This window comes from Shinella sp. GW821-FHT10F02 (genome assembly GCF_058809275.1).
Genome location: NZ_JBXASL010000005.1, coordinates 461,378 through 476,756 on the forward strand (window position 1 = coordinate 461,378; position 15,379 = coordinate 476,756).

The following is a 15,379-nucleotide window of genomic DNA, read 5'->3' on the forward strand; positions in this document are numbered from 1 at the left end:
ATGGTAACTGATCTCGAAACAATTGAGCGCATCTGGACGCAAGCGGCAATGAGCCAATGGGAACGGTCGTTGTGCCGTCCCGAGCCTGACCGAAAAAGACCGCGTGCGCGGCGCGATCGAAGCATACAAGCGCCAGGCGTTCGCTTTTACGCTGGCGGCAACCCCCACAGAAATGACCGACGGCGCTGGCAGGAGTACCGCGTCGCCTGACGTGTCATGCTGCACTCTTGAGGAGCTTCATCGCATCGCCATTGGCGAGGCCGCTGCCGACGCGCCGATGGGCGGCGTGACGGCGATCTTTACGAGCTTTGCAATTGCTCGCGAACGGGCAAAACGCTTCAGGCTCGCTGCCGCCACCACGGCGGCATATGTCGCCACCGTGGCCCGAAGCGTGGCAATAGGTCGTCGCGCTGCTGCTTGCGATCGACCGGTCGATGGAATGCCTGCTGATAGCCATGCGGAGCATAAAGCGGCGATACCTCGCCGTTTGGTGAGGATGCACTCGCTGCCACGCTGCGAGGCGTTCCTCTGCTTCCTCCGCCGTGCGGGCTGTTTGCTTTGCCATAGCGAACTCTCTCAATTGAAAAGATCCGGCGACGCATCCTGTCGGGTGACGCGCCGCCGGCAGGGCGATCGTCGTTAGGAAGCCGCGATTTTCAGCAGCTTGACGGCCTCGCCGTTGTGCACACCTCCGCCGACGCGGCGCGTGCAGTAGAAGAGCACCTTCGGCTTGGCCGTGAAGGGATCACGCAGCATGCGGACACCGGGGCGATGGACGATGGTGTAAGCCTGCTGGAAATCGCCGAATGCGATCGGGAAGCTGTTCGCAGCAATGTCGGGCATTTCCTCATCCGTCTCTACCGGGTAGCCGAGAAGGAATGCCGGCTGACCTTGCGTGATGGGGTCGGACCAGATGTATCGGCCATCCGTGTCCTTCCACTTCCGCACGGTCGACGCAGTTTTTGCGCTCATCAACCAGGTTGCCTTCGTGCGGTAGGGTGCCCGCAGCGTGTAAACCATATCGATGAGAACATCGGTCGGGTTGAACGTTGCGCCTGCGGCCGGGAAGCCAACTGCATCGCCGCTGGGGATGTACTGGAGAGTTGTCCAGGGGCGCACTCCGTCCTTGTCGGTCGATGTGTCGTACTGGAGCAGCCCACGCGGCTTGTTCTTGCCGTTGCCCGAGATATAGGCGGCACCTTCTTTTCGAGCGAACTTGTCGATGATGCCACCCTCGACCCAGCCGGCGATATCGAACGTTGCATCATCGAGCAGGCGCTGCGTAACCGGCTGGTTCGCGTAGATCTCGTGAAGATCGAATGTCAGTTCGCGGAGCTTGGTGGGGTCAGTTTCGTCGCGATCATCATGTTCACCAACCCATTCCGCGTTGGGATCGCCAACGTCGATGGGCTCAACAAAGGCGTTGCCGGTGTTCAGGCTGATAACGCGCGCAAGGCGCCCCATTGGGGAGCGGTCGTAGATGCGCTTCGCGATGGTTTTCGAGGTTTCCGAGCCGGTGAGAAAGCCCCCATCCGGATCGCTATCGGTCGAAAGCGTGCGTCCGTTACGGACGAACGAAGACATCACCTTTCGTTCGGCAGCGTGCGCCGCGTTTGGAGTATCAGGATCGTGGTTCATGCCGCCTGCTCCGCCGACTGTGAGCGCAGCAACCTGGCCAATGACTTCATTCATCGAGTTGTTGAGCCTGTCGATCTGCGCCTGATTGCGGGCACGAAAGTCACCAAAAGCGCCCTGAAGCTCCGCAAGGACCGGTGCCACGGACAGTTCGGAGCCTGAAGCGGCGGCACGGACAAGGCCGCGCATGCGAGAAACATGGTTCATTTGAATACCTCAATAGTCGAGCAGACGCGTGCTCTGACGGGAAAGATCGTTGATTAGGGAATGGCTTGCATCACGCGGGGCCGGGTGTGACCCTGCCGGCGAAGGCTGGCAGGGTCGGTAAGCTTGTGCAGCTTGCATCGCGCGGGGCCGCGCCTTGATGAGCCTTGCGCTTCGCGACCTGAAGAACACGAATGCGCCGATCTCAGAGGCTTGGTCATTTCACCACGGTGAGGTTCGGCTTGTCAAGATTGCGAAATGCAGCAGCAAAACCGTCCAGAAGTTCCGCGACGTTCTCGGGACTTGCGCCAACCCCGCCGATGAGGGCAATCGCCCCGCCCTTCACCGCCCCCTCGAAAACTGCTTCGGGTGTGAACCCCATTGGCTGATACCTCGGCAGCAGTTTTGCCACCGCGTTTATGACGGCCTCCACCTGCCGGTCGTGCAGTATGATTTGTTCCTCAGTCATCGAAGTTCCTTTCGTGGTTCGGCGTAGTAAACAGGCTGAAACCGTTGTCGACTGAGGAGGCCGCTTGGCCTTTCCTGCATCGATCGGAGCAAAAATGCGGATATCGCCCCGCCAGGCGATCAGGAGGCAGACAGATCGCACCACCACACCTCCGACACGGGGAGGCCGGGGCGTGCGCAACGTTTCCAGTGTCCCGCCAGGCTCTATTGGCCCGCGCTTTCGCTTGCGCTTTGCACGCCACGCCGCAGTACTTTTGAGGGCGTCCTCGCGAATTATCTTGGATGAATGTGCCATCGCAGTACCCACAGCGCGTGGTGGAAGGTTCGATCTCGGCACCAAACAGGTCAATCATGCTAACCCTCTGCCAGAAAAACTTTTTTTGACATTTTCGCGGCGATGCACGCGGTCACACCAACCGGTCGAGCCCTCATGGGCCTAGACTTTCGACCCGCCCCCCGGCGGGCCGCGTCCGGCGGACAGGTGAAGGCGTTCGATGATGAGGGCGAGGCCCGCGCCGCGCCGGCGCATCTCGGCCGTCGTCGCGTCGTCGCTGAGATCCACGGTGATCCGTTCGACCGCATCGGCATACGCATGCATCCCGAGGTTGCGGAGATCGGCGTCAATCCGCTTCTCTGCCTGCACCCTTGCAACGCTTGCATGGCTGGGTGATTTGGTTCCGCTCGCTCGCCGCAGGCTTCCATTCAGAAGCCCATTTACCGTCTCGGCACGCGCCTTCCGCTGCCGCTCTTCCACCGGCTCGGATGCCGGCGGCGCAGGGCCTGGAGCAGCGTATCCACAAGCTCCGTCCGTCTCTATCGGTTTATTGGATCGGTTTATTCTATCGGTTTGTGGGGTCATTTCACCCCAATCAATGAGGTCATTTGACCCCAATGAATGAGGTGTTTTCACCTCAGTTGAAGGTTGCCCTTTACCCTTCCGTTTCGCGTTCCAATCCTCAACGACTTTACGGAATTGAGACCACTGCGGAGCGTAGCTTGCGCGGTGGCTGTAGCCGCCATGACTGACCTTGCGGAAGAACCCAAACTCTCCGCACAGGCGCGACGTAGCGTCTATGACCGTTTTCCGGTTGATGCCTAGTAGTGCCGCAAGACCCTCTCCGCTCGGGTCGCACTGCCCCGTCTTCTTGTTGAAGTGATCTAGGATTGCACCCGCAACGCGACGGTCGTTACCGGAGAGGCCGGCGACGAGCGTCAGCGCCATGTAGGCGAACAGCAGATCATTCTGGCGGATGAAGGCCACGCGGTTATGCTCCCGCCCCTCGCTTCTGGCGGGCGAGCTTCACGGCCTCGATGGCGTCAAGATTGCCGAGGCCGTAAGCCTGCTTCACATAGGGGATGATGGGGCGCGGGCAGTCGTCGAGATGCTCCGTCAGCCAAGCGGCGGCCCGTTCAACGGTCGAGGGTGCAGGAGGATCGGGATTATTCACGCCTCCCGCCCCCACTGGTCAGAAGATCGTAGCAGTGATCTAGCGTGTCACGACACATGGACACAGCGTTGATGATTTCACCGAGGCCCGGAATATATCCGCCCCCCTCAACATGGGGGCGGCTCACATGCGCGTCCTGAAATTGCTCCTCCTGATAAAGGCACGCCTCGATAAGGCTGAGCATCGACATTGCCCGGTCGAGTTTCTGACGGGCCTCCTCGATATTGCTGAGGGCCCACGCGCTCATGCGAACCTCCCGCACAGGGAGAAAAGAAGGGTCCTCATCTGGCTGTCGCAGAGCTGACCGTCGGTGATGTGCGGCATGATGTACCTCACCTTCGCGCGCCGCGACGGGTCGTTGAGTGGCACATACGAGATGAGGGCATTCAGTGCAGCGGCCTCTGCCTTCCAGGCCTTGGCGTAACGTCGCTGAGCCGCCTTGGTCGGTTCGTCTACGTCCACGGCTTCGATTGACCCATAGAAAGCGTGGTGGGCACGCCTATGGGCCTCGATAAGGGACAGCAACCGCGGCTCGATCGCGGTCTGAGCAAGCTCCTCGGCCGCGATATTCTTCAAGTAGTAGGAAATGCCTTCCCGCTTGGAAGGATAAATGCAGGCGTAGAAGCGCCCGTCGAGGTATTCGTCCAGCGCTTCGGAGACACCGGCGGCATGGCGGTCGAAACGTTCGATCGGCAGGTCGGACTGAGGCAAGCGGCTGGTTTTGCCGCTTGCCTCAGCGAGTGCCGCGGCCGGCAATGCGGCGGAGCCGGCGGCGGCAAGTGCGATGAAATTGCGGCGCGACACTGGCTTTGCCGTCGCCTTGGTGATATCAACTTGATCGTTCATTTTCGTTTCCTTCGGGGAAATGTGAGAACCATGGCTCGGCAGTGTTGGCGCACTGGCCGAGCTTTTCGTTTCCGAGCTCATCTCAAGCCGCTTCCATGAAAAAAGCGATGAGTTTGCTCCGCGCGATTACCCACCGGCCGTTGACCTTTTTTGCCGGGAGTTCGCCTTTATCGAGCATGTCGAAGGTCGCGCGCGTCGTGCGCCCGATCACCTTTCCGATTTCCTCTGCCCCCCAGATCAAATCCAGAGCGCCGGTGTTTTCCGCAGATTTCGTCATACCTCGCAACCTTTCGTTAGATATTACAGTAGTAGGGGTAATACGGTGATAGGGTTGACGTCAAGCGGAACCTAAGACAGTGCTATGAAAAATGTGGAGTGATGACGAATGGCAAAGGCAGGCCGTGGCGACGACCAGTACATGGTCCGGTTCCCGAAGGGGCTTCGAGATCGCATAAAAGCGAAGGCGGAAGAGAACGGCCGCTCGATGAATTCCGAGATCGTTGCGGCCCTTGAAGAAGCTTTCCCGGAAGGTATGGCGATGGGAGAGTTTATTCAGACGTGGGTCGCACCAATAACAGTGGCCAAAAGCAGAAAGGAAAAGGATAGGCTTGCAGAGGTGGCCAATCATGCCGCCGCAACTGCCAATAGTATTTACAGGGTAAGATTAGCCGAAACGCCAGATGGTCGATACGCGCCACACATAGTGTCGGCAGAGAACGACGAGACCCTAGTGTACATCGGATAGTAGCCTCCATGTCAGTTCGAAAGAGAGAGTGGACCACACCGAAGGGCGAGGCGAAATCAGCCTGGGTGGTCGACTATTTCGACATGGCCGGAAAGCGACGCCTGAAAACCTTCCGCTTGAAGAAGGAGGCGGATACCTTTGCAGCCACGGCCAACGTCGAGGTCAGGGCAGGCGTTCATGTCGCGGAGAGTGCGAGCGTAAGCGTGGAGACGGCCGGCACGCTATGGCTCGCTACGGCACGCGCCGAGGGCCTGGAGCGCGCCACGGTCGAAGACTACGAGCGGCATGTCCGCCTGCATATCAATCCCCATATCGGCGCCATGAAGCTACCGGTGCTGAACATCGCCAAGGTGCGCGCATTCGAGGATGATTTGCGGGCCGCCGGTCGCTCGCCGGCGATGATCAAGAAGGTCCTCGTCAGCCTCGGTTCCCTGCTCGCCGACGCGCAGGAGCGTGGCTTGGTGGCCCGCAATGTAGTGCGGGATATGAAGGCCAAGCGCGGCTCCGGCGAAAAACGGCAGGAGAAGCGCCAGAAGGGGCGTTTGAAGGTCGGGGTAGACATCCCTACCCGTGAAGAGGTGAAGGCGCTCGTGGGTGTACTGGCGGTGCGCTGGCGGCCGATGTTCCTCGTCGCCGTCTTCTGCGGCCTGCGCGCATCGGAGCTGCGCGGGCTGCGCTGGAGGGACGTTGACCTCGACAAGCGCGAAATCAAGGTCCACCAGCGCGCGGACAGGTACAATGATATCGGCAAACCGAAGTCACTATCCGGCGAGCGCACGGTCCCGGCTCCGCCGATGGTCATCAACGCGCTGCGCGAATGGAAGCTCGTTTGCCCCAGGCGGGAGACCGGGAAAAAGGATGAGGCCGGCGAGAAGATCCTGGTGCTCGATCTCGTCTTCCCGAACGGTCTCGGCAAGGTCGAGCAGTTGAACAATATCCTCCGCCGTGGCCTGCATCCGGCATGGGTGGCGGCCGGCGTCACCATCGAGACCGGTGAGACCGACAAGGACGGCAAACCCGTGCTGGCGGCCAAGTATGGCGGCATGCATGCCCTTCGGCACTTCTACGCCTCCTGGTGCATCAACCGCAAAGAGGATGGCGGCCTCGGCCTGCCGCCGAAGATCGTTCAGGAGCGCATGGGACATTCGACCATCGCCCTGACGATGGACCGCTATTCGCACCTGTTTCCCAAGGCAGACGATGCCGACGAAATGGCCGCTGCAGAGCGAGCGTTCCTCGCTTGACTGCAACATGACTGCGACATGGGTGGCGAAAACGCCTGAGAAATAGGGGTCTGTAGCGGTTTCCTAATCTGGGGGTCGCGCGTTCGAATCGCGCCGGGATCACCATTTCTTCCGAAGATGATCCAAAACGCCGTCAGAGGATGAAGTCGGTCGTCTTGAGATTGATCTTTCCGTCGAGGAGGATGGAGAAATCGGCGGTTCCGTCGCCGTCGATGTCGCTGAACACCGTCGTCTTGCCGTCGGCGATTTCATAGCGCAGCTCGCCGGCCTTGCCGGTGAAGTCGCCCTGGCCGAGGAATTTGAAGAACGGGGTTGTCCCGCTGCCGTTATCGATACCGATCTTGCTGAGGTCGATCTTGTCGCCGCCCTTCTGGCTGAAATCCGTGATCGTGTCGCGGGTCCTGGCATCGGTACCGGAATCGCCCCTGGCGGTGAACAGGAACACGTCCGCGCCTTTGCCGCCGGTCAGGACATCGCGGCCCGCGCCGCCGGCAAGGATATCGGCGCCGAGGCCGCCGAACAGGTTGTCCGCTCCCGCGCCACCCTCCAGGCGATCGTTCCCGGCGCCGCCGTAGAGCGTATCGTTGCCCGCTTCGCCGCGCAGCGTATCGGCGCCGTCTCCGCCGCCCATCGTATCGTGGCCCTTGCCGCCGAAGAGGGTGTCGGACCCTTTGCCGCCATAGACCTGGTCGTCGCCGTCTCCGCCGTTCAGGCTGTCGTTGCCGTCCCCGCCATAGAGCTTGTCCTCGCCGGTGCCCCCGAGCAGCGTGTCGTTGCCTTTGCCCCCAAAGAGTGCGTCATTGCCGTCTCCGCCTTGGAGATCGTCGTTCCCATCGCCGCCGCCGATCGTGTCGTCGTCTTGCCCGCCGAAAACGGTGTCGTTGCCGCCGCGCGCGAAAATGGTGTCGTCGCCTTTTCCGCCATCGATGATGTCGCGGCCGTTGGTGCCGAAAAGCTGGTCGGCGCCGTCCGTGCCCTTTATCGTTCGCGGATCAGGGGGAGTGGTTACGGTCTCCAGGGTGAACTTGCGCTGAAATATGCCGATATCGTCTTCGGCGCTGTTGCCCGACCAGCTGACGACCCAACTACCATCGTCAAGAACGGCGATGGAAGGATATCCCAAGGCAAAGTCGGCACCGCTTACCAGGGTTTCTCGGCCCACGGGCCTTCCCAATCGATCGAACACTTGCTGGAAGATTTCGCCGGAGCTGTCAGCCCAGGCAACCACCCAGCCGCCGCCGGGAAGGGACGCCGCAGTCTGCAGGGCCTGCGCGTCGAATGTCGTGGTGTTGACCCGGCTTTCAACGCCTCGCATCGAACCGTCGGCGTTGAAGGCCTGTTGGTAGATGCCCAGACTGTCCCCATCCTGATATTCGGACGTCCAGGCTACCACCCAGCCGCCGTCCGTCAGAGTGGTGACGATCGGGTCGAGTATGCCGTAGTCGTCGTAATTCGCGCTGGTCAGCGTTTCCGAGTCTCTCGGCGTGCCGTCCGCGTCGAAGGTGCGAATGTGCAATTCGAACGAGTCGTTGAAAAAGTCGTAGATAGTCCACACGGTCACCCAGCCGCCATCGGCAAGCGTCGCCACGCTTGGCTGGACACTGATAAGGTCGCCGGTGCTGCTGGAAAGCTGTGTCAGCCCGGTGGAGACGCCATTCAGATCGAAGCGCTGCTGGTAGATGCTCGTGTCGCCGCTCGATGTCTCCAATGTCCAGGTGACGAGCCAACCGCCATCCGGCAGGGCGGTGGTGCTTTGTTCGTATTCGTCGTCGCCCACAAGGCCTGGACTGATGTCCGCCAGAAGCCCTACCGTGTTGCCAGTGGCGTCAAACCGTTGCTGGAGGACCTGTTCCGTCGTGCCGTCAAAGGTCGAAAAGCTCACGACCCACCCACCATCGGCGAGCGCAGTCACGGATGGGGAGAGTTCCAGGTCGGCCGACAGGGCATCTATGCGCGTTTCAACGCCTCTGCGGGTTCCATTTGCATTGAAGGCCTGCTGCAGGACCTCGCTATGAGTGCCCGCCAGATCGTACGCTATCCAGGTCACCACCCAGCCACCATCGCTCAGGCCGGTAACGGATGACTCGAGCTCCACGTCATCCACCTGCGTGTTGACAAGCGAAATTCCGCCCATGATCAGTGCCATGAAACCGCCCCAGCCCCTCGTGCAGTTCTCGGCCCTCTGTTTCGCGTGAAAGCGCTGCGGAGGAACCCTCTAACGGCAAATTGCCGTCCCCTATTCAGGGAAAGAGTAATACACAAATCGGCGATCAACTGTGCTCATTTTTTGGAGACGCCGCTAGGCCTTCATTTCGCGTTGCACTCGACGAGGTCCGTCGGCGTGACGACGCAGTTTGCGGGGCGGTCGGTCGTGCAGGCGGCGAGCAAGGTGAGGGTGAGGATGATCGTGACGGGGCGCATCGGGCCTCTGTTGTGCTGTCTTGTCCGCATCGCGGACCTATGAGCGATTCGTGATCGAGCCAAGGTCTGAGTTTTTCAGTGTTCTTCGGTTGTGTCGCTGGCTTGTGGTTGCCATGCCGTCACCTGACTTTTCAAATATCCTGCCCGCGCGGCTGTAGCAGCTCCCTACAGCTCGCATCACACTAGCCTCGTCGCGCACTTCCACCAGACATCAGCGAAATGCCGATCCAGATACGGAAGGCCTGCCGCTTCGGATTTGTTCATCGGCCCGAAGCTTTGCGTCGCCGGCGCCATGTCGATAATCTTGCGTGAGAACGGGTACTGCATGATATCTTGCTCGGCGGTGACGCCTTCGACCTTTGACGTCGATTTGATCAGGATGCCCTGTGAATCCGGGCGCGGTCACAGCAGCCCGTCACGCCTTTGGCGGCCTGCGATCAACGGCGTCGCCGTTGCGATGATCCTCAAGCCTTTCTTAACGGCTGATTACATCGATCTTGCGAAGGGTAAGTTCGGACTGAAATGTTGGGGCGAGCGCGACTGAGCGCTCGCCCTCTACTTTGGGAGGCGGTCGAGGAATGAAGTCATGTATCGAATGGCCTCTTTGGGAGCCCAGTTTTTTGGTTTCTGATAAACGCCAACGGTGTCACCCCATTCTCCGCCACCGTTAAGACCCTTGTTCGGTATTCTGTCATAAAGAGCAGGGCGACGAGCCTGGACGATAGCGAGGTGTCTATTTGTCCAATCTGTCGTTGCCTCAAGGGTTTTGAAACCTGCCCATTTGGAAAGCGCCCTCATCCCGTCGCGATAGAACCGCCAACAATCGGTAGGCGCTCGATGCTCAAAACCTCGGGACGGGGCGATGTGGATCATAATCCCGCCAGGTTTTAGCACGCGGCCCATTTCTAGGAAAGTCAGCCAAAACATAGAGTTGTGCTCCAGCATTTGGCCGCTGATGACAGCGTCATAAGCCTCATTTTCGATGGGCCATTGGAATGGGTCTTCGGCGACGAAATCCACGTTAAAACCAGCGAACAAATCGAGGCCATGGTACTTCCATCCTATACTCTCAAAAATTTTTCTGAAGTTGGTAGGAGCATCCTCGCGCGCTACGCCTGACCCAACATCGAGTACCTTGCCAGCGGGTCGCTTGCCGACGATGTATCGATCAACACAATCCTGCATATGTAACACTGAGCTTCTATGCACCGTGTACCCCTTGAATAGCTCCGATCTGGCGTTTTCGATACCATTAGTTGCGGGCGATGTGCCAGTAACAAACAGAAGTTTCGCCGAGTTTCGTGCTCTGTCCCACCACCACCGACTACCGGACCATCGAAACCGATCCTGGTATGCGTGGCATCATCCACCTCACAGGTCCGGCGCTATCCCGGCCGATTTGCGATGAAGGTGCTGTCGTTCAACGAAGCCCGGGGCGAGCGGCGAGCGCAGCCGCTCCGGTTGCGCTTGCGCGCCGCGCAAGGTCTGAAAGCCGCGGAGTTCAGATCGCGCCGAGCTAGACGCTCAAACGTCTTCCTTTTCGCGCTCCGGGGTCACCACGCGGGGCTTGGGGCGGATGGAGGGGACGAGGGAGGTTTTGGCGACGACTTTTGGCTTGGGTGCCTTGATGCCGAGCATGTTGCGGATGCGGTCGCTGACGAGCGGGCGGAAGCGGGTGGCGCGGAAGGGCATGTCGTCGGCGCCGTAGCCTTCCGGGCCGTCGTCCTTCCCGCGGTAGAGTTCCATCAGCTTGATGCCGTAGAAATCACCGTCGACATAGTGGCGGTAGTGGCCGGCCCAGCGCACGGTGTAGATCTGGCCCTTGCGGATGCCCTGGTCGATCGAGACGTTCCTGAAACGGTCGTTGATGCAGACGACCTTCTGTCCGACCTGGAACGTGGGCATGCGGTGTTCCTTCTCAGAGCAATTCCAGCAAAAGTGTGAAGCGGTTTTGCGTTCGGAATTGCGTAAAGACTAAGATGTCGCGCCGGCTCAGCCGGTCTTCTTGCAGGTGACGCCCGGCGCGTTCTCGCCCCTGGTCAGGTCGTAGAGCGTCGCCTCGTCACCCTTGGTCCACCACTCGTAGCGGCCGCCGGCATATTTGGCGCCGGAGGCGGCCATGACATTGGCGGCGATGACCGTCTCTTCGGCGATCCGCAGGACCGCGAGCGAATTGGAGCCGACATTGATATATTCGACGACGACGCGCTGGTCGGCGTCACACTGATAGTTCAGCGTCTCGCGCGCCACGTTCTGTTCCGGCCCTGGAAGGCGGATGACGATGTCGGTGTTGTTCTTGAGCGCGGCAAGCCGGATCGGCGGGGCGCCTTCCTTGCCGGTCAGGTGCAGGATGCCGTTTTCGAGCTTCCAGGAGGTGACCGTGCCGAGCGCGTCGAAGAACTTCTGCTCCTGGTCCATGATGGCGGGCGCGCACATCTTGCGCGTCGCGGCGGCGGGAGCGAAGGCGATGTTGCCGTTCTGCACCTTCAGCTTGCCGCGATAGGTGTTGCAGCCGCCATTGCCGCCGTAATTGCCGTCCGGCTTGATCTCCAGCGTCGTCTGCAAATCGTCGATCACGCCGTTGCCGCCGATATCCTCGGCAAGCCAGGTGCCGCCGAGACCACCCGGGACCGGCTCGTCGGCATAGGCCGGAACTGCCGCCAGAAAGGCGAGGCAGGCGAGGGTCCATACTCTCAGGCGTCGGTGCACAGATTTCTCCAATCGCGTCAGGGCGGAAGACCGCTTTGCCGGGACGTTATGGCCGACCGGGCGAAAAGGTCAAGCCGCGGGTTCCACAAGACGAACCAAGCCTTCGCTTTACAGCATTTCGATGACTTGTTGCAGGCGTCTTTCGCCTGTAGAGCCATTTGTAGAAAACAAGAAAAACGCGGAATTCACCATGGCTCCCGACCAGCGGCAGAAACGCCGCATCACCATTCTCGGCTCCACAGGTTCTATCGGCACCAGCACGCTCGACGTCGTGCGCCAGCTCGGCGGGCGCGAACGCTACGAGGTTGTTGCGCTGACCGGCAACGGCAATGTGGACCTGCTCGCCGCGCAGGCGAAGGATTGCGGCGCGCGGCTGGTCGTGACCGCGGATGAGGGCCGCTATGCGGAGCTGAAGAATGCACTTGCCGGCAGCGGCATCGAGGCGGCCGCCGGGCGTGCTGCGCTGATGGACGCGGCTTCGGGCGATGCGGACTGGGTGATGGCGGCGATCGTCGGCACCGCCGGCCTGGCGCCGACGCTGGCGGCGGCAAAGCGCGGCGCGGATATCGCGCTGGCCAACAAGGAATGCCTCGTCTCGGCCGGCGACCTGTTCGTCCAGGCGGTTGCCGAGGGCGGCGGGCAGCTCATTCCCGTCGACAGCGAACACAGCGCGATCTTCCAGGCCCTGGAGGACGACCAGCGCCATGCCGTCGAGCGCATCGTGCTGACGGCCTCCGGTGGGCCGTTCCGCACCTGGAGCCGGGAGCAGATGGCGGGTGTGACGGCGGATATCGCCCGCGCCCATCCCAACTGGTCGATGGGGCTGAAAATCTCGATCGGCAGCGCCTCGATGTTCAACAAGGCGCTGGAGATGATCGAGGCGAAACATCTCTTCGATGTGCGGCCGGACCAGATCGAGGTCGTGGTGCATCCGCAGTCGATCATCCATTCCATGGTCGGTTATGTCGATGGTTCCGTGCTGGCGCAGCTCGGTTCTCCCGACATGCGCACGGCGATCGGTTATGCGCTGACCTATCCGCAGCGCTCGGCGCTCAATGTCGACCGGCTGGATTTCGCAAAGCTCTCGCGGCTCGATTTCGAGGCGCCGGACGAGGTGCGTTTCCCGGCGCTACGGCTCGCCCGCACGGCGCTGGAGCGCGGCGGTTTGCAGGGGGGCGTGATGAATGCGGCCGAGGAGGTGGCGTTTCATGCATTCGTCGGCGGGCGTATTGGGTTTCTGGAGATGGCCGACATTGCCGAGCAGGTGATGGACAGGCTCAGCCACCTGCCGCAGGCCACGTCGATGGACGACGTCTTTGCCGCAGACGAAGAAGCCCGGCGGGTGGCCGCCGGGCTCATCGGATAGGTCTCGCTTAATTTCGTTTAAGCGACGGCGCGGGCGAGCGCGCAGCGCGACCAGAGCGAATGCAGGGCGCCGACGAGATGGTCGATATCGGCATCCGTGTGCAGCGGCGTCGGCGTGATGCGCAGGCGCTCGGTCTTCTTCGGCACGGTCGGGTAGTTGATCGGCTGGACGTAGATGCCGAAATTGTCGAGCAACAGGTCCGAGATCCATTTGCACTTGGCGGCATCGCCCACCATCACCGGCACGATGTGGCTGGGGTTCGGCATATGCGGGATACCGGCGCGGTCAAGCGCCGAGCGCAGGCGCCGCACGCGCTCCTGGTGCGCGAAACGTTCGACCTGGCTGACCTTGAGGTGGCGAATGGCGGCGCATGCACCGGCGGCAATCGCCGGCGGCAGGGAGGTCGTGAAGATGAAACCCGAGGCGAACGAGCGGACGAAATCGCAGAGTGCCGCCGAGCCGGCAATATAGCCGCCCATGACGCCGAAGGCCTTGCCGAGGGTGCCCTCGATGAGGGTCAGGCGGTGCATCAGGCCTTCGCGTTCGGCAATGCCGCCGCCGCGCGGGCCGTACATGCCGACGGCGTGTACTTCGTCGAGATAGGTCATCGCGCCGTATTTGTCGGCGAGGTCGCAGATTTCCTTGATGGGCGCGATATCGCCATCCATCGAATAGACCGATTCGAAGGCGATCATTTTTGGCGCACGGGGATCAGCGGCGGCGAGCTTGGCTTCGAGGTCCTTGAGGTCGTTGTGCTTCCAGATCACACGCTCGCATTTCGAGTGGCGGATGCCCTCGATCATCGACGCGTGGTTGCCGGCATCGGAAAAACAGATGATGCCGGGGATCTTCGAACAGAGCGTGCCGAGCGCTGCCCAGTTGGACACATAGCCCGAGGTGAAGAGCAGGGCCGATTCCTTGCCGTGCAGGTCGGCGAGTTCGCGCTCCAGCAGCACATGGTGGTGGTTGGTGCCGGAAATGTTGCGGGTGCCGCCGGCACCGGCGCCACACTGGTCGATGGCGTTCTTCATCGCCTCGGTGACGGTCGGGTGCTGGCCCATGCCGAGATAGTCGTTCGAACACCAGACCGTGACGTCCTGCGGGCCGCCTGCAGTGTGGCGCGTCGCCTTCGGGAAGTTGCCCTTCTGGCGCTCCAGGTCGGCGAAAACGCGGTAGCGGCCTTCCTGATGCAGGCCGCCAAGCTCGTTCTTGAAGTAGGTCTCGAAGTCCATCCAGAGTCTCCAGTCCGGCAATCGCCCGGACACTAATTACCGGACACCGTCATCGTTGGCTGTCGTTCAATCGGCTATATCAGGCGCCCTTCGGCTGCAACGATCAGCGCTGCGGCAAATTGCGCCACCTTTGAACCATTCCAATGTATCTTAAGCCCCCAAAGGCCATTTCCTGTTGATGCATGTCAAGTCTGCATGAAAAAAGGACGGTCTCAACCGTCCTTTTAATCGAACAGTTTCAACTTTTTCGAGGGGTCAGGCGGCGGCGACCGCGCGCTTGGCCATGACTTTCACTAGGTTAGCCCGATATTCCGCGCTTCCGTGGATGTCGGAAAGCAGGTCGGAGGCATCCACGTCGACGCCCGCGGCGGCATCTGCCGACCAGTTGGCGGCAAGCGCATCCTCCAGCCCGGCATGGCGGAACACGCCATTGGAGCCGGCCCCCGTCACCGCCACCCGCACGCCCCCATCCGCCCGTTTCGCCACGAAGACGCCGGCCATCGCATAACGCGAGGCCGGGTTGGGGAATTTGGAATAGGCGGCCCTTGCCGGCGCGTCGAAGGTGACCGCGACGACGATCTCGCCGTCTTCCAGCGCCGTCTCGAAGAGGCCGGTGAAGAAGTCGTCCGCGGAGATTTCGCGGGCGTTGGTGACGATCGTCGCGCCCAGCGCCAGCATGGCGGAGGGGTAGTCGGCGGCGGGGTCGTTGTTGGCGATCGAGCCGCCGATCGTGCCCATATGCCGCACATGCGGATCGCCGATATGGGAGGCGAGGTGGCAGATCGCCGGGCAGGCGGCTTTCAGTTCCGCCGAGGTCGCGACCTCGGCATGCGTCGTGCCGGCGCCGATCCTGACCCGGCTGCCGTTGACGGAGATGCCCTTCATTTCGGCGATATGGCGGAGATCGACGAGATCGGACGGGGCCGCCAGCCGCTGCTTCATGGTCGGGATCAGCGTCATGCCGCCCGAGACGTATTTCGCCTCGTCGGAGGAAGACTGCAAGGCGACGGCGTCGGTGATCGAGGACGCGCGATGGTAATTCGTGGCGTACATGGTTCCCT

At 61.3% G+C, this 15,379-nt stretch carries 18 protein-coding genes; 4 read left to right on the top strand and 14 right to left on the bottom strand.

The window, feature by feature from the left end; genetic code table 11:
• Positions 1-103 precede the first annotated feature (103 nt).
• Positions 104-643, top strand: a complete 540-nt coding sequence (locus tag AC1RWL_RS18425) for a hypothetical protein (RefSeq protein WP_493158424.1) — start codon at positions 104-106, stop codon at positions 641-643.
• Here AC1RWL_RS18425 and AC1RWL_RS18430 read toward each other — a convergent pair.
• The 7 genes from AC1RWL_RS18430 to AC1RWL_RS18460 form a co-directional block, all read right to left on the bottom strand.
• Positions 640-1,842 carry a phage major capsid protein gene (locus tag AC1RWL_RS18430; protein ID WP_493095352.1) on the bottom strand — a complete coding sequence of 401 codons (1,203 nt, stop codon included), beginning with the start codon at positions 1,840-1,842 and terminating at the stop codon, positions 640-642. The two genes, AC1RWL_RS18425 and AC1RWL_RS18430, sit on opposite strands and share 4 nt — an antisense overlap.
• A gap of 214 nt (positions 1,843-2,056) precedes the next feature.
• Complete coding sequence (locus AC1RWL_RS18435) at positions 2,057-2,308, bottom strand: hypothetical protein (RefSeq protein WP_493095351.1); 252 nt, start codon at positions 2,306-2,308, stop codon at positions 2,057-2,059.
• A 435-nt stretch (positions 2,309-2,743) separates the two neighbouring features.
• A complete protein-coding gene (locus AC1RWL_RS18440; protein ID WP_493095350.1) occupies positions 2,744-3,568 on the bottom strand; it encodes a hypothetical protein in 825 nt (274 codons plus the stop codon).
• Positions 3,569-3,572: 4 nt separating this feature from the next.
• Complete coding sequence (locus tag AC1RWL_RS18445) at positions 3,573-3,755, bottom strand: hypothetical protein (RefSeq protein ID WP_493095349.1); 183 nt, start codon at positions 3,753-3,755, stop codon at positions 3,573-3,575.
• A complete protein-coding gene (locus AC1RWL_RS18450) occupies positions 3,748-4,002 on the bottom strand; it encodes a hypothetical protein (RefSeq protein WP_493095348.1) in 255 nt (84 codons plus the stop codon). The genes AC1RWL_RS18445 and AC1RWL_RS18450 overlap by 8 nt, the downstream gene beginning before the upstream one ends.
• A complete protein-coding gene (locus AC1RWL_RS18455; RefSeq protein ID WP_493095347.1) occupies positions 3,999-4,601 on the bottom strand; it encodes a hypothetical protein in 603 nt (200 codons plus the stop codon). Before AC1RWL_RS18455 ends, AC1RWL_RS18450 begins: the two co-directional genes overlap by 4 nt.
• An 82-nt stretch (positions 4,602-4,683) precedes the next feature.
• On the bottom strand, positions 4,684-4,878 hold the full coding sequence (locus AC1RWL_RS18460; RefSeq protein ID WP_493095346.1) for a DNA-binding protein: 195 nt from the start codon (positions 4,876-4,878) through the stop codon (positions 4,684-4,686).
• A 108-nt stretch (positions 4,879-4,986) separates the two neighbouring features.
• On the opposite strand from AC1RWL_RS18460, the gene AC1RWL_RS18465 reads away from it, so the two are divergent.
• The gene (locus AC1RWL_RS18465; protein WP_493095345.1) at positions 4,987-5,346 is read left to right on the top strand and encodes an Arc family DNA-binding protein; all 360 of its coding nucleotides are present in this window, start codon (positions 4,987-4,989) and stop codon (positions 5,344-5,346) included.
• 8 nt (positions 5,347-5,354) lie between these two features.
• Positions 5,355-6,590 (top strand): site-specific integrase, encoded by a 1,236-nt coding sequence (locus AC1RWL_RS18470; RefSeq protein ID WP_493095344.1) that lies wholly within the window; start codon positions 5,355-5,357, stop codon positions 6,588-6,590.
• Positions 6,591-6,723: 133 nt separating this feature from the next.
• On the opposite strand, the gene AC1RWL_RS18475 is transcribed toward AC1RWL_RS18470, so the two are convergent.
• From AC1RWL_RS18475 to AC1RWL_RS18495, 5 genes are all read right to left on the bottom strand, one after another.
• Positions 6,724-8,736: a calcium-binding protein gene (locus AC1RWL_RS18475; protein ID WP_493095343.1), complete on the bottom strand. Its 2,013-nt coding sequence runs from the start codon at positions 8,734-8,736 to the stop codon at positions 6,724-6,726.
• Between the two features lie 161 nt (positions 8,737-8,897).
• Positions 8,898-9,041, bottom strand: a complete 144-nt coding sequence (locus tag AC1RWL_RS18480) for a hypothetical protein (protein WP_493158426.1) — start codon at positions 9,039-9,041, stop codon at positions 8,898-8,900.
• A 525-nt stretch (positions 9,042-9,566) separates the two neighbouring features.
• Positions 9,567-10,196, bottom strand: coding sequence for a class I SAM-dependent methyltransferase (locus AC1RWL_RS18485; protein WP_493095342.1), 630 nt, complete (start codon positions 10,194-10,196; stop codon positions 9,567-9,569).
• Between the two features lie 339 nt (positions 10,197-10,535).
• Positions 10,536-10,916 (bottom strand): CAP-Gly domain protein, encoded by a 381-nt coding sequence (locus tag AC1RWL_RS18490; RefSeq protein WP_493095341.1) that lies wholly within the window; start codon positions 10,914-10,916, stop codon positions 10,536-10,538.
• Positions 10,917-11,003: 87 nt separating this feature from the next.
• Positions 11,004-11,720, bottom strand: a complete 717-nt coding sequence (locus AC1RWL_RS18495) for an META domain-containing protein (protein WP_435269195.1) — start codon at positions 11,718-11,720, stop codon at positions 11,004-11,006.
• A 190-nt stretch (positions 11,721-11,910) separates the two neighbouring features.
• Between AC1RWL_RS18495 and dxr the strand changes: the two genes are divergently transcribed.
• The gene (gene dxr / locus AC1RWL_RS18500; protein ID WP_493095340.1) at positions 11,911-13,086 is read left to right on the top strand and encodes a 1-deoxy-D-xylulose-5-phosphate reductoisomerase; all 1,176 of its coding nucleotides are present in this window, start codon (positions 11,911-11,913) and stop codon (positions 13,084-13,086) included.
• Positions 13,087-13,103: 17 nt separating this feature from the next.
• Here the strand turns inward: dxr and hemA are convergent, their stop codons facing one another.
• Both hemA and AC1RWL_RS18510 read right to left on the bottom strand, forming a co-directional pair.
• A complete protein-coding gene (gene hemA, locus AC1RWL_RS18505) occupies positions 13,104-14,318 on the bottom strand; it encodes a 5-aminolevulinate synthase (protein ID WP_493095339.1) in 1,215 nt (404 codons plus the stop codon).
• Between the two features lie 255 nt (positions 14,319-14,573).
• Positions 14,574-15,371: an FAD binding domain-containing protein gene (locus AC1RWL_RS18510; protein WP_493095338.1), complete on the bottom strand. Its 798-nt coding sequence runs from the start codon at positions 15,369-15,371 to the stop codon at positions 14,574-14,576.
• Positions 15,372-15,379: the final 8 nt, after the last annotated feature.

Coding starts and splice junctions, on each gene's coding strand:
- AC1RWL_RS18480 (WP_493158426.1), bottom strand. CDS start 9,041: ATGCGGACAAGACAGCACAACAGAGGCCCGATGCGCCCCGTCACGATC.
- AC1RWL_RS18465 (WP_493095345.1), top strand. CDS start 4,987: ATGGCAAAGGCAGGCCGTGGCGACGACCAGTACATGGTCCGGTTCCCG.
- AC1RWL_RS18475 (WP_493095343.1), bottom strand. CDS start 8,736: ATGGCACTGATCATGGGCGGAATTTCGCTTGTCAACACGCAGGTGGAT.
- AC1RWL_RS18455 (WP_493095347.1), bottom strand. CDS start 4,601: ATGAACGATCAAGTTGATATCACCAAGGCGACGGCAAAGCCAGTGTCG.
- AC1RWL_RS18435 (WP_493095351.1), bottom strand. CDS start 2,308: ATGACTGAGGAACAAATCATACTGCACGACCGGCAGGTGGAGGCCGTC.
- AC1RWL_RS18510 (WP_493095338.1), bottom strand. CDS start 15,371: ATGTACGCCACGAATTACCATCGCGCGTCCTCGATCACCGACGCCGTC.
- dxr (WP_493095340.1), top strand. CDS start 11,911: ATGGCTCCCGACCAGCGGCAGAAACGCCGCATCACCATTCTCGGCTCC.
- AC1RWL_RS18430 (WP_493095352.1), bottom strand. CDS start 1,842: ATGAACCATGTTTCTCGCATGCGCGGCCTTGTCCGTGCCGCCGCTTCA.
- AC1RWL_RS18460 (WP_493095346.1), bottom strand. CDS start 4,878: ATGACGAAATCTGCGGAAAACACCGGCGCTCTGGATTTGATCTGGGGG.
- AC1RWL_RS18450 (WP_493095348.1), bottom strand. CDS start 4,002: ATGAGCGCGTGGGCCCTCAGCAATATCGAGGAGGCCCGTCAGAAACTC.
- AC1RWL_RS18490 (WP_493095341.1), bottom strand. CDS start 10,916: ATGCCCACGTTCCAGGTCGGACAGAAGGTCGTCTGCATCAACGACCGT.
- hemA (WP_493095339.1), bottom strand. CDS start 14,318: ATGGACTTCGAGACCTACTTCAAGAACGAGCTTGGCGGCCTGCATCAG.
- AC1RWL_RS18485 (WP_493095342.1), bottom strand. CDS start 10,196: ATGCAGGATTGTGTTGATCGATACATCGTCGGCAAGCGACCCGCTGGC.
- AC1RWL_RS18470 (WP_493095344.1), top strand. CDS start 5,355: ATGTCAGTTCGAAAGAGAGAGTGGACCACACCGAAGGGCGAGGCGAAA.